9 protein-coding genes are annotated in these 13,111 nt (G+C 56.1%); 5 read left to right on the top strand and 4 right to left on the bottom strand.

The features are described from left to right. Nucleotides 1–79: 79 nt before the first annotated feature. Nucleotides 80–2,317, top strand: coding sequence for an NADP-dependent isocitrate dehydrogenase (locus HMCN_RS0109065; protein WP_025917089.1), 2,238 nt, complete (start codon nucleotides 80–82; stop codon nucleotides 2,315–2,317). A gap of 113 nt (nucleotides 2,318–2,430) precedes the next feature. On the opposite strand, the gene HMCN_RS0109060 is transcribed toward HMCN_RS0109065, so the two are convergent. Then, on the bottom strand, nucleotides 2,431–2,967 hold the full coding sequence (locus tag HMCN_RS0109060; protein ID WP_025917088.1) for a peptidylprolyl isomerase: 537 nt from the start codon (nucleotides 2,965–2,967) through the stop codon (nucleotides 2,431–2,433). 117 nt (nucleotides 2,968–3,084) lie between these two features. Continuing rightward, a complete protein-coding gene (locus HMCN_RS0109055; RefSeq protein WP_025917087.1) occupies nucleotides 3,085–5,688 on the bottom strand; it encodes a DUF349 domain-containing protein in 2,604 nt (867 codons plus the stop codon). 333 nt (nucleotides 5,689–6,021) lie between these two features. On the opposite strand from HMCN_RS0109055, the gene HMCN_RS0109045 reads away from it, so the two are divergent. Further along, nucleotides 6,022–7,146 carry a branched-chain amino acid ABC transporter substrate-binding protein gene (locus HMCN_RS0109045; protein ID WP_025917085.1) on the top strand — a complete coding sequence of 375 codons (1,125 nt, stop codon included), beginning with the start codon at nucleotides 6,022–6,024 and terminating at the stop codon, nucleotides 7,144–7,146. A 71-nt stretch (nucleotides 7,147–7,217) separates the two neighbouring features. On the opposite strand, the gene HMCN_RS0109040 is transcribed toward HMCN_RS0109045, so the two are convergent. Further along, nucleotides 7,218–7,928 carry a hypothetical protein gene (locus tag HMCN_RS0109040; protein WP_155837502.1) on the bottom strand — a complete coding sequence of 237 codons (711 nt, stop codon included), beginning with the start codon at nucleotides 7,926–7,928 and terminating at the stop codon, nucleotides 7,218–7,220. Between the two features lie 406 nt (nucleotides 7,929–8,334). On the opposite strand from HMCN_RS0109040, the gene HMCN_RS0109035 reads away from it, so the two are divergent. Then, nucleotides 8,335–10,224 carry a GGDEF domain-containing protein gene (locus HMCN_RS0109035; RefSeq protein WP_025917083.1) on the top strand — a complete coding sequence of 630 codons (1,890 nt, stop codon included), beginning with the start codon at nucleotides 8,335–8,337 and terminating at the stop codon, nucleotides 10,222–10,224. Between the two features lie 87 nt (nucleotides 10,225–10,311). On the opposite strand, the gene HMCN_RS0109030 is transcribed toward HMCN_RS0109035, so the two are convergent. Then, nucleotides 10,312–11,085: a Crp/Fnr family transcriptional regulator gene (locus tag HMCN_RS0109030; protein WP_025917082.1), complete on the bottom strand. Its 774-nt coding sequence runs from the start codon at nucleotides 11,083–11,085 to the stop codon at nucleotides 10,312–10,314. A 540-nt stretch (nucleotides 11,086–11,625) separates the two neighbouring features. Here HMCN_RS0109030 and HMCN_RS19220 point away from each other — a divergent pair. After that, nucleotides 11,626–11,904, top strand: coding sequence for a hypothetical protein (locus HMCN_RS19220; RefSeq protein ID WP_155837500.1), 279 nt, complete (start codon nucleotides 11,626–11,628; stop codon nucleotides 11,902–11,904). Nucleotides 11,905–12,107: 203 nt separating this feature from the next. After that, on the top strand, nucleotides 12,108–13,111 hold a 1,004-nt coding region (locus HMCN_RS0109020; protein ID WP_025917080.1), incomplete at its 3' end, for a site-specific integrase.

The following is a 13,111-nucleotide window of genomic DNA, read 5'->3' as shown; positions in this document are numbered from 1 at the left end:
CTCCCTTTAAGATTGGTGACAGGAAGCACCACTACAATAAGGCCGCGCACATCGACTAACCAACAGCAAGGAAATCACAATGACTGCAGGTAAATCAACCATCATCTACACGCTCACCGACGAGGCGCCACTGCTGGCGACGGCGTCTTTTCTGCCGATCATCAGGACTTTCACCGCGCCGGCCGGCATCGACATCGTCAAGAGCGACGTTTCGGTGGCGGCGCGGGTTCTGTCCGAGTTCTCCGACTGCCTGACCGATGCGCAAAAAGTGCCGGACAATCTGGCCGAACTGGGGCGACTGACCCAGGAGCCGGACACCAATATCATCAAGCTGCCGAACATCAGCGCCTCGGTGCCGCAACTGACGGCGGCGATCCGCGAACTGCAAAAGCGCGGCTACGCAGTCCCCGATTTTCCCGAAGATCCGAAGACCGACGCCGAAAAATCGATTTCCGCCCGCTATGCGAAGTGCCTGGGCAGCGCGGTCAATCCGGTGCTGCGCGAAGGCAATTCCGACCGCCGCGCACCGGCTGCGGTGAAGCGCTATGTGCGCAAGAACCCGCACTCGATGGGCGAATGGAGCCAGGCTTCGCGCACCCATGTGTCGCACATGCACGAAGGCGACTTCTATCACGGCGAAAAGAGCATGACGCTGGCCAAGGCTTGCGACGTCAAGATGGAGCTGGTGACCAAGAGCGGCAAAACCATCGTGCTGAAAAAGAAGACTTCGCTGCTGCCAGGCGAAATTATCGACAGTATGTTCATGAGCAAGAAGGCGCTGTGCAAGTTCTACGAAGAAGAGATGGAAGATGCGCGCAAGACCGGCGTGATGTTCTCGCTGCATGTCAAGGCGACAATGATGAAGGTGTCGCATCCGATCGTGTTCGGCCATGCGGTGAAAATTTTCTACAAGGAAGCGTTTGAGAAGCACGGCAAGCTGTTCGAGGAACTGGGCGTCAACGTCAACAACGGCATGTCCAACCTCTACGACAAGATCGCCACCCTGCCGGAATCGAAGCGCGACGAGATCGTGCACGACCTGCACGCGTGCCACGAACACCGTCCGGAACTGGCGATGGTGGACTCGGCCAGGGGCATTACCAACCTGCATGCGCCGAACGACGTGATCGTCGATGCGTCGATGCCGGCCATGATCCGCATCGGCGGCAAGATGTGGGGCGCCGATGGCCGTCCGAAGGACACCAAAGCGGTGATGCCGGAGAGCACCTTCGCCCGCATCTACCAGGAAATGATCAATTTTTGCAAAACCAACGGCAACTTCGATCCGGTAACCATGGGCACCGTGCCGAACGTCGGCCTGATGGCGCAGCAGGCCGAGGAATACGGTTCGCACGACAAGACCTTTGAAATACCGGAAGACGGCGTCGCCAACATCACCGATCTCGCCACCGGCGAAGTATTGCTGGTGCAAAACGTCGAGGCAGGTGACATCTGGCGCATGTGCCAGGTCAAGGATGCGCCGATCCGCGACTGGGTCAAGCTGGCGGTGAACCGCGCGCGCCTGTCGGGCATGCCGGCGATTTTCTGGCTCGACGAATACCGTCCGCACGAAGCCGAGCTGATCAAGAAAGTGAAGACTTACCTGAAGGACTACGACCTGACCGGCCTCGACATCCAGATCATGTCGCAGGTGCGCGCGATGCGCTACACGCTGGAGCGCGTGATCCGCGGCAAGGACACGATTTCGGTGACTGGCAACATCCTGCGCGACTACCTGACCGACCTGTTCCCGATCATGGAGCTGGGCACCAGCGCCAAGATGCTGTCGATCGTGCCGTTGATGGCCGGCGGCGGCATGTTTGAGACCGGCGCCGGCGGCTCGGCGCCGAAGCACGTCAAGCAGCTGGTCGAAGAAAATCACCTGCGCTGGGATTCGCTGGGCGAATTCCTGGCGCTGGCGGTGTCGCTGGAAGATGTCGGCATCAAGACCGGCAACAACAAGGCGAAGATTCTGGCGACAACCCTGGATGATGCGACCGGCAAGCTGCTGGAAAACAACAAGTCGCCTTCGCCACGCACCGGCGAGCTCGATAACCGCGGCAGCCAGTTCTATCTGGCGCTGTACTGGGCGCAGGCGCTGGCGGCACAGACCGAAGATGCGGAACTGCAGGCGCATTTCGCGCCGCTGGCCAAGACCCTGACCGACAACGAGCAGCAGATCACCGCCGAGTTCAAGGCGGTGCAGGGTCATCCGGTCGATATCGGCGGCTACTACATCCTCGATGCCGAAAAACTCAAGGCAGTGATGCGTCCGAGCGCCACCCTCAATGCCGCATTGAAGGCCGCGCGGGGCTGATAGCAAAGTAATGCGGATCTGCGCAATGCAGACCCGCAACAGAACGCCGTGCAGCCTTTGCTGCACGGCGCACTGCGCAAGACATCAATCCGCGCAGGGTGCGCCGCATGTCCTTACGCGGCGCCCGGCTTGAGGTTGGGGAATCGTTTGTCGATAACCTGATTCCACCGCGTCAGCTTTTCTTCGACCTTTTTCATCAGCTCGGACGCATCGCCTTCAATCGTGATTTTCTGGATGATATCATCCTTGGCGATGCTGTCGACCACTTTCTGGTCTGCGCTGCCGACCACTGCGCCGAATACCGTGTGCTTGCCGTCGAGATGCGGCGTCGGGCCGTGGGTGATGAAGAACTGGCTGCCGTTGCTGGCCGGTCCGGAGTTGGCCATCGACAATATGCCGGCTTTATCGTGACGCAGTTCGCGGCAGAATTCATCTTCAAAATCATAGCCGGGGCCGCCCATGCCGCTGCCTTGCGGACAGCCGCCCTGGATCATGAAATTGGCGATGACGCGGTGGAACTTGAGCCCGTCGTAATATCCGCGGTTGGCGAGGTTGACGAAGCTGGCAACCGTGACCGGAGTCTGGTCAGCAAAAAGGTTGAGGTTGATGGTGCCCTTGCTGGTTTCCATGATGGCTTTTAAGGTGGTCATTTTTTTCACTCTTTCTATGTTGAGGTGGATTTATAAAACGATAATAGGGGACAGACCACATTTTATCCAGCGCCAAGCTAGGTAGCCAGGCTGGGCTGCCCAACCCCATGTTTGATATCAAGTGCCAGTCTTTATTTTCTGCAGCAAAGCCGCGATCCGCTGCGCGCTTTCGGCATCGGTCGCAACCGGCAATGCGCACAGGACGGCCAGTTGCTCCTGCGGCGTACCCTGCTGCTGCCCGGTGCGCAGCGACGCTTGCAATACTTCGACCTGCATCTGCAGGCGCTCGCGCGACAAGATCGCCGGACTTTCGCAGCCCAGCAGAATTTCCAGCCGCAACAGTTCCTGCCCGAGCCGGGGGCGATTGTCGATCAGCGTTGCTGCGTAGGCGCTGTCGTCGGCACCCAAAGCCGCCAGCGCAGCGGAAAAACGGGTCTGCAGCGCACGCTCTTGCGGCGCTGCCAGCGCTGCCAGCGCCGCCCATTCGGCCGCCCAATCCCTGCCCTGATCCGGCGGCAGCGTTTGCGCAACCGCCGCCTCTACCGCCTGGCACAGGGATAATTTACGCTGCAGCGCATCGAGTTCGCTGCTGTGCGCGGCGCGTTTTCCCGCATCGATGCGCTGCTGCAGAACGGCTGCCGCCGCATCGAAACGGCGCTCCAGCCGCTGCTCGGCGGCGCGCGGCACATGGCCTATCCGGGCCCAGCCGTCCTGCATTTCGCGCAGCATCTTGCGCAGCGCAGCGGGAGCATCCTCGGTGACAGCCTCCAGTTCGGCACAGAGCGCTTCCTTGTGCTGCAGATTTTGCAGCCGGTCGGCGTCGGCGGCCTGCACCGTTTCCTTGCGTTTTGCAAAAACTGCGTCGCCGGCCTGGCGAAAGCGCAGCCACAGCGCCTGTTCGTCGCGCCGTTCCAGCGGCAGGGTCAGCGATTGCTGTTGCCAGCTGGCCTGCAAGGCCCGCAGCGCCTCCGGCGCATTGCGGTCATCGGCGCGGATCTCGGTCACCTCGGCAATCAGGCGCTCGCGGCGCTCGATGGCGGCGGCGCGCTGGCGCGCCAACGGTTCGGCCAGCAGTGCCAGTGCGGCGGCAAATTCGGCGTCCAGGCGTTTTCTCTCCTTGCGCTCGATGGTGCCCTGGCGCGACCAGGACTGCTGCAGACGCTGGCACTGCTGCGCAACATTCTTCCAGTCCACTGCGGCGGCATCTTGCACGGTGTCGTTCAGGCTGCGCAACTGCTCCAGCAATGCCTGCGCCTTGACAGCATTTTGCTGGCGCTCTTCGGCCAGTTGGCGGTAATGGCTAGCCAGCGGCTCATAAGCGCTGTTGCAGGCGGCATCGAAGCGTTGCCATAGTTCGCGCGAGGACGGACCGGCGCTGGCGTCGAGCGATTTCCAGCGCTCGCGCAGGCTGCCGAGTTTTTTGGCCAGCTCGGTCAGCGGCAGTTGCTGCGACGGCAATTCCTCGGCGGTCTTGAGCAATTCCTCGCGCGACACATTGCCGCCCCAACGCGCCCAGCCCATCAGGTGCGCCAGTTCCGTCCTGGCCCGTGCCAAGCGGGGCGCTTGCGCCGCCGACGGTTTGCAGGATTTCGCATCGATTGCACGCAACACCCTGTCGTGTTCGCTGGCGGCTTGCAACAAGCCTTGTTCCAGCGCTCTTTCCATGGCGTCGAGCGCATCGGCAAAGCGCTGCTTTTGCTCCTGCGACTGGATCGCGGTGTCAGGCGCGATGGCTGGCTGCGGCTCTGCATTTACCGGCTGCGCTGGAGCCAGCGCCGACGCGGCAGCCTGCGCCGTTTGCAGCAGCGCCTCAAAGCGCGCTTCCAGTTCGGCCTCGGCACTGCCTGGCTGCCTGACCGTGGCTGTCGCTAACGACTGCCATTGCCGCCGCAAGGATGCCGCATCCAGTGCCGAAGCCGGCTCTGTTTCCCATGCGGCAAGCTGGCTGGCGCACTGCGACAGCTGGCGCTGACGTTGCTGCTGCACCTGCTGCTGCACTGCGAGCTTCTGGCGCGCCGCGTCCAGTTCGAGCCGGAAAGTCGGCAGCAGATGTTTCGGCAAGGTCGGCGCCTCGGCGGCAAATGCGTGCTGCTCCACCATGAGTGCCAGTTGATCGAGCGCCCCGGCGCTGGCGTCCGGCGACGCTTCCTCCAGCGTAGCGACGATCTGGCGCAAGGCGTTCAGCGCATCGATTAACGCACGCTGCAATTGCGCCTGGCATGCCAGGCGCTCGTGCAAGGCAACGCGAACGGCCTCGAACGCTTGCCGGGTTTGCCCTGCCGGCATATCGATGGCAGACCAGTCCCGGTCCAGGTCGGCGACCTGATTGGCCATCAATTGCGGATCGGCGCGCAGCCGCTGCGCGCGCTCCAGGCATTGCTGCGCATGTTGTTCGCACTTGACCTGCTGCAAATTGGCTTCGATTTTGCCTTGCATCAGCTTGGCAACCCGGCGATCGGTATTGCGCATCGCGCTGTACACCCGCTCCTGCAACGGCTGCGAATGGATGAAGGCCGCCGCTCTCAGGCGCGCATCGGCAAATTCGCATTGCAGGATGAAGTCGACCGCGGCGGCTTCCTGGCCTTCCAGCGCACCTGCCCGGGCCAGCGCCGCTTGCCGGACATGCTCTTGCCTGGCCTTGATTTCGACTATTGCGTGCTGCGCCGCTGGCTGCACGACTGCGGGTTTCTTGGCGGTGCGCCTGAAAAGGAAATCAAACATGACGTGGGCGGTGTGATTGAACAAGGCGCTCATCATAACAAGTCACCGCCTTGCTGCCGCCGTTTTTATCATGCCGGCTACTGCATGGCAGAGCCGCAACGCGCGGATTGCGCAATGCCTGCGCGCAGCGACCAGCTGAATTTAATTCGGATTGTTTCCGCATTCCGAATACATTCCGCTGAAAACAGATTCGATTCACGACCAAATCGCAAGGAAATTTGCCGCATTAGTACGCATAATCTGCAGCCGTGAAGCCACAATTTCACCGCGCATGTCGTCAGGCGAACAAAAACCGCTTGCAGTGCATGCATCCATATCCACGAAGGAGATTCAATGAATATCAATAAAATCATGCTGGGCGTTGCAATGTTATGCGGCGCCAGTGCTGTTGCCGCGCAGACAACCGTGGTCAAGATCGGCCACAGCGGCCCGCTGACAGGCTCGCAGGCTTTTGCCGGCAAGGACAACGAGAACGGCTTGCGGCTGGCAATCGAGGAATTGAATGCAAAACCGATTACCGTCGCCGGCAAGAAAATCACCTTTGAACTCCACTCGGAAGACGATCAGGGCGACCCGAAGGCGGGCGTAGGCGCAGCGCAAAAACTGATCGACGGCGGCGTCAAGTTTGTGGTCGGCCCCTACAACTCGGGCGTTACCATTCCGGCTTCGCGCACCTACAACGAAGCGGGCGTGGTGGTGGCAACCGTGGCATCGAACCCGAAGATCACCGAGCAAGGCTATAAAAGCCTGTTCCGGGTTGGCGCCAGCGATACCCAGATGGGCGCAAAAATGGCGCTGTATGCGGCCAAGGAACTGAAGCTGAAAGTGGTCGCCGTGGTGGACGACCGCACTGCCTACGGCCAGGGCGCAGCCGACGAATTCACCAAGCAGGCCAAATTGTCCGGACTGAAGGTGGTCGCGCGCGAATTCACCAACGACAAGGCGACCGACATGAGCGCCATCCTGACCAACCTGAAATCGAAAAATGTCGACGCGATTTTCCTGGGCGGTTACGCGCCGCAGGGCGCCCCGATGGCGCGCCAGATGAAGCAGTTGGGCATCAATGCCAAGCTGCTGGGCGGCGACACCATTTGCTCGGCAGAAATGGGCCGTCTGGGCGGCGATGCAGTAGGTGAAAATATCCTGTGCGCACAAGGCGGCGCGATTCTGGACAAGCAGGCAAACGGCCCCGCCTTCAAGGCAAAATACAAGAAGCGCTTCAACGGCGAAGCCGACGTCTACGCATCGTCTTTTTATGACGCGATGTACCTGATCTCGGAAGGCATGAAAAAAGCCAACTCGCTCGACCCTGCGAAAGTCAGCGCGGAAATGACCAAAAACGTCTACAAAGGCGTCGCGGGCACCTACGCTTTTGATGAAAAAGGCAACATGAAACAATCCCCGGTGACCGTATTTACCTTCAAAAACGGCCAACCGGTCGCCCTGACCAGCTATTGATGCGGGTGGCTCCGTCGAGCCAGGCGGAGCCGATTTGACCAGGAATGGCGCGACCCTGTCGCGCCGTTTTTTTACGAGTGCTGCCGGACCAGATTGCGCGCGCCGGACATGTGCGGGCTTATGCGCTGCGGACCCGGATTAACGAGAGTGCGCGCGGAAACGCGCCTGTCGGCACCACCGATTCTTGGTATCGCTATCGGATAAGAACTTGCCTGATCCAATAGCGCACTTGTCTTGCGGGATGCAATCGGCGCCGCAACGTCATCGCATCTTTGCGACCCGCCAATTTTCGCATTGTGGGACAGCAATTGCCGGGCGACCTGAAACCAGTCTTCCGCCGTCAATACCCGGCTTGCCATCGGGAATAGCTCATTCTCTTCCTTGTCGACTTTCTGCAGCGCTGCGGTGCAGTACAGTTCGACGGCTTCCTGCAGTTCAGCCACACGCAGACCGCCCCGCTCCAGCGCCTGCGCCAGCGTTTCCCTTATCGAACGCAATATGTTCAGGCTCAGCAAGCCCAATGACTCCAGCTCGGCCAGCAGTGAAGCGGCATGCTGGCTGAGCTGGCGCATCCTGGCGATCAGGTAGATGTCCACCTTGCGGGACTGGGCGCCCTCATGAAAATGGTTCAGTTGCGTTAGCACATCGCCAATAATGGTGCCATCCATCATGGAAACATCCTTCATCGCCTGCTGGATATGATCACGCAATGACGCTATTTTTGTACGAATGCCGTTTTGTTCGGCGGAGAACACGGCAAGAGAATAAGTACTCGTCAGCATAGTAACTCCTCAACATCGGCGCCCTTGCGGGCAGCAAAAAACTCCATCGTATTGATAAGTATATGAAGGTCAAATTATAAGAACCGCGATATCAAGGCATTTTGCGATGACGCAATGAACGGTGCGGAACTTCTTGATTCAAAATAGTTCAGCGTGAATTTTCTCATCAACATAGTACACCGTCCTTGCAAGAGGTTTGCCACGGCAGGCAGTCGGATCGCGCGCCCATTGACGCCATAAAAACTGCCGCAGCACAGATAAGCGGGGATCTGCTTTGACGCGACATCATGCCGTCATAAACAGCGATTATCGTATGCACATACTTGCCGGTCAGAGCGCATTACTAGGCCGTGCGCTTGGCTTGATCGCTTTGTCATGATCAAAATCATCGCTTGCTGGGAATCCAATGAATCAAATCATTACTGCAGAACCGGTCACCGCTGCCAAGTCGGCGCGAATGCCATCGGCTCAAGCCGCGCAAACGGAACAAATTTTGCTGACACGATTGCACGAAATTATCGATTTGCAACTGTTAAGCGCACTATTTCAACCCATCGTCCAGTTGCAAAGCGGTCACATCATCGGCTATGAAGGGTTGATTCGCGGGCCGTCCGATAGTCCGTTGCACTCACCCCTGAACTTATTCAAGGTGGCATGGGCCAACAATCTGACCGTCAAACTGGAACACTTGTGCCGTCAGGTTGTACTGAAAAAATTTGCCGAACTGGATTTGCCAGGGAAATTATTTCTCAACGTCAGCCCGGAATGTCTGTTGCAACGCGATGCAAAGCACGGCCAGACACTGGATATGATTCATCAGATCGGCATACACCCTGAGCGCGTCATCATCGAACTCACTGAAAACCAGCCGACCTACGATTATCAGTTGCTGGGGCAGGCGGTCACGCATTATCGCCAGATGGGATTCCAGATTGCCATTGATGATCTGGGGGAAGGATTTTCCAGTTTGCGCCTGTGGTCCGAGTTGCGCCCCGAGTATGTAAAAATCGACATGCACTTCATCCAGGGCATCAACAACGATCCGGTCAAAATGCAATTCGTCAAATCGATCCAGGAAATTGCGGAACAATCCGGCACCATGGTGATTGCGGAAGGAATCGAAACGCAGGCAGAAATGCTCCTGATCCGCAATCTCGGCGTAGCCCACGGTCAGGGCTACCATATTGCGCGCCCGCATATGCAGCCAGCCGTAATATTATCAGCCGAAGTGGAAAGTGTCTTGTGCCACAACCGCACCCATCTTCCATTAAAAAACCGCATTCAGCGGCAAAATACCGTGACTGCAATAAAATTGCTGCATCAATTGCCGACTGTGGTGCCAGAGATGCTGAACAACCAGGTGTATGAAATTTTTCTGGCCAATCCTGCATTACAGGTCATTCCAGTAGTCGACGATGGCAGGCCGGCAGGCTTGATTACTCGCGAAAACCTGATCGAACGCTTCTCCAGGCTATATCAACGCGAACTGTATGGCAAAAAGCCCTGCAGCAGCTTCATGGATCGCAAGCCGCTTGTGGTTGACCGGGATACCAGTCTGCAAGAGTTGAGCAATATCATAGTCGAAGCGGATCGCCATCACCTTTCCAACGGTTTCATCATCACCGAACGAGGGCGCTATCTGGGAATGGGCACCGGACAGGATTTTGTGCGCGAGATCACCCAGATGCAGATCAATGCGGCGCGATACGCCAACCCACTCACCCTGCTGCCAGGCAATGTACCGATCAATGAACAAATCGAGCGCCTGCTGCAAAGCGGGAGCCACTTTTACACTTGCTACTGCGATCTGGATCACTTCAAACCATTCAACGACGCATATGGATACCGGCGCGGAGACGATGTCATCCAGTCAACGGCCCAGATTCTGATCGACAAAATCGATTCCGCTCAGGATTGGGTCGGGCATATTGGCGGCGACGATTTCATCGTCTTGCTGCAAAGCAGCGATTGGCAAGCCCGCTGCGATGCGATTTTGCAACAATTCAAGCCCATGATTCAAAGCTATTACAGCATTGAAGATCGTGAACGGGGCGGCTATCTAAGCGAGGACCGGCAAGGCGTGAAGGTGTTCTATCCGTTGATCAGCCTGTCAATTGGCATTGTCAAGGTAGAACCAGGCAAGTTTTACTCGCACCACCAGATCGCCAGCGCCGCCGCCGAAGCAAAAAAACAGGCCAAGAAAATTTCCGGCAACAGCATGTTCATCGACCGGCGGCTCGGCTCTGCGCCTGAACCATTGATGCACAGTATCGCCGCGCTACCCAGTGAGAATTGATGCCTGCCCTGTCGCATCACAACAAAAAAATCCACTGAAGCAGTTCAGTGGATTTTTTGTCCGCGGCACCCGCTATTGGGCGATGCGTCACTGAACCGGATATTCCGGAGTCAATTTGTTTTCCTTCGATTGTTTCGAACGGTTCCGCGAGGGCGGCAAACGGCGCAGATTTTTCAGCGCCTCCAGATCCTTGATCTCTATCGTGCGCTGGTTGACGGCAATCATGCCAATTTCGTTAAAGGCAGACAAAGTTCTGCTGACGGTTTCCAGCGTCAATCCCAGATAACTGCCGATTTCGTGCCGGGTCATCCTGAGATTGAAAAATTTGCTGGAATATCCCATTACAGCAAACCTGTCGGACAACGTAACAAGAAACCGCGCCACTCGTGCTTCGGCACTGAGCGCTCCCAGCATGCCGACCATCGCCTGTTCCCGCACCAACTCCCGGCTCAGGACATCGTACATCGTGTTTTCAAGCTCAACATGCGTCCGGCTAAGCGCGGTCAGCTTCTTGAATGGCAGCAAAATCAAATCACAATCCGACAGCGCCACGGCTTCAGACGAATACAACCGGGAATTAATCCCATCCACGCCGAGAATATCGCTCTTCATGGGAAAACTGAGCACTTGCTCATTACCGTATTCATCGATAAGCACGGTTTTCAGAAAACCGGAATGCACTATGTACAGCGAATCGAAAACCTGCCCTATGGTATGCACTCTCTGGCCGGCCTTGAACTGCACATGCTGGAACAATAGCTCATCATCGTCACTCACAGAAACATAGGGAATATGCAGCAAGTCGCAGATATCTTTCAGACTGGACCACAACCGCCCCTGGCATTGCCGCCCGGCGGCCAGAGTCGATGAGGACTGTACAACCTGAGAAAAGGACTTGGTCTTCGTTATCTGTGTATGCAACATGACATTTCCCCTGAAATCTGAAGCTATATGGAACAACTCAACAGGCGCACATCCAATCTTGCGGATATCAGGACGAAAATCAAAAACGCCCGGCCCGCAAATTCTGAAATTTTTAGATATTCACCCATTTCAACTATCACGCATATGCAAACTGAAATTCCTCATGCACTTCATTGTTTTGGCTCATTTGCAACTTTTCCTGTTTGGATCAGGTGCCATCACATTAAAAAAAACATATTTCCTAATGGCCTCGACAAGCATGAGTAACATCCAACTTTTAATGCATGATTCGATTATTGCAACTCAAGATAACAGTCACAATCAGTACCCGCTGAATGCCGACGTAGGAACGCCATTTCCTTTCGTAAGAATTATCCTACAAATTTCATTACTAAAAAGAATAGACATTTAACCATGAATAAATATAAAAATGTTAAGTTTTTAAGGCGAATATCAACTATCCAGAATCTTTAAAAAATGCATCCGGTCACTCCGGCCAAGCGCCACAAGCAAATGACCGTCGTACGCAATTTAAAAAATCCATATCGCGGCTCACAAAGACAACATTCCTTGATAAAATCCCCCTGCATCAGAAAATCCAGAAATCAAGCCGAAATGGCTCAGTTAGTAGAGCAGCAGCGAATTTGTGATCACAGCGCGGCTATTGTCGTGACGGAAGCTGAAGGGCGACAAGGGTTTCGAGCCGCCAGTGGTCTGATGGCAAGATGGTACAAACACGGTTTGAACAAGTTTTGATTTTTGCCGGTGTAGCTCAGTTGGTAGAGCAGCGCATTCGTAATGCGCATAGCCATACCAATAAATATCTATAAAAATCAACGACTTAGATTAACATATATGATGCCATGGCACAGTTATGGCACATTCGTGATACTGTCCCAAGGTAATGCTAGGTGTTGTGAACTTGAATGCAGCGCCTCTGCGCAATCCAAGGGGGCAATATGGCAGTGATTCGAGAGCGCATCTCAGCAGGCGGAAAGAAGTCATACCACGTTCAGATCCGCATCAAAGGCTTTCCACCGCAAACCAAAACATTTCCGAGCAAGACGATGGCCAAAGATTGGTCATCCATGGTCGAGACTGAGCTGAAATCAGGCCGTTACATGCCGCGCATGGAGGCTCAGCGGCACACCGTAGCCGACCTGATTGAACGTTACCGAACTGAGATCCTAATCCCACTTAAGAAGCCCCATATGGTTCGGGACCAGACGAAGCACTTAGATTGGTGGAGCGAAAAGCTGGGTCGTTACGCACTCTCGGAACTAAACAGCTCTCTGATTGCGCAATGTCGCAACCAATTGCTTCAAGAACCCAATGCAGCCGGGAAAATCCGTCGGCCTGCAACAGTTGTAAGATACATGGCGGTTTTCTCACACGCACTTAACGTCACGGTTCACGAATGGGGGTGGCTCGAATCATCACCCATGACAGGTGTGAAGAAGCCGAAAGTGGAGAACGAGCGCCAACGTTGCCTAACCAAGGAAGAATGTGAGCGGGTTTTGGCTGCTGCGACGCTATCCGACAATCGTTTCCTTTATCTCATTGTACTTCTCGCCATCTCGACAGGCATGCGCTACAGCGAGATCATGAATCTGCGTTGGAAGGATGTGCATATCGAAGCTGGACATGAAACCGGGTTGCTTTTGATTGAGAAGACAAAGAACGGCGAAAGGCGTGCCGTGCCGCTCGCCGGATCGGCTTTCGATGCAATGCAGGTACTCAATGCCCGTATTCGAAGCGAGCATGCGGATAAGCTCCCTGCCAATCAGCTTCTGTTTCCAAGTGATACGGTCCCAAACAAGCCAGTCGAAATCCGCAAGGCATGGGATACCTGTCGTAAACGGGCGGATTTGACCGATTTCCGCTTTCACGATTTATGTAATCCACGAAATGCGATGCTCATTGCTGAAAGCTACTGTTGGCAACGTATTGAGCAATGCGCAAC

Origin of the sequence: Herminiimonas sp. CN (assembly GCF_000622895.1) — a bacterium.
In the GTDB taxonomy this organism is placed as follows: domain Bacteria; phylum Pseudomonadota; class Gammaproteobacteria; order Burkholderiales; family Burkholderiaceae_D; genus AVCC01.
This window is presented reverse-complemented; position numbering and strand designations above follow the sequence as displayed.

Bases quoted from the DNA above. Each gene is read 5' to 3' on its own strand.
- HMCN_RS0109065 (WP_025917089.1), top strand. From the start codon at position 80: ATGACTGCAGGTAAATCAACCATCATCTACACGCTCACCGACGAGGCG.
- HMCN_RS0109060 (WP_025917088.1), bottom strand. From the start codon at position 2,967: ATGACCACCTTAAAAGCCATCATGGAAACCAGCAAGGGCACCATCAAC.
- HMCN_RS0109055 (WP_025917087.1), bottom strand. From the start codon at position 5,688: ATGTTTGATTTCCTTTTCAGGCGCACCGCCAAGAAACCCGCAGTCGTG.
- HMCN_RS0109045 (WP_025917085.1), top strand. From the start codon at position 6,022: ATGAATATCAATAAAATCATGCTGGGCGTTGCAATGTTATGCGGCGCC.
- HMCN_RS0109040 (WP_155837502.1), bottom strand. From the start codon at position 7,928: ATGCTGACGAGTACTTATTCTCTTGCCGTGTTCTCCGCCGAACAAAAC.
- HMCN_RS0109035 (WP_025917083.1), top strand. From the start codon at position 8,335: ATGAATCAAATCATTACTGCAGAACCGGTCACCGCTGCCAAGTCGGCG.
- HMCN_RS19220 (WP_155837500.1), top strand. From the start codon at position 11,626: ATGCATCCGGTCACTCCGGCCAAGCGCCACAAGCAAATGACCGTCGTA.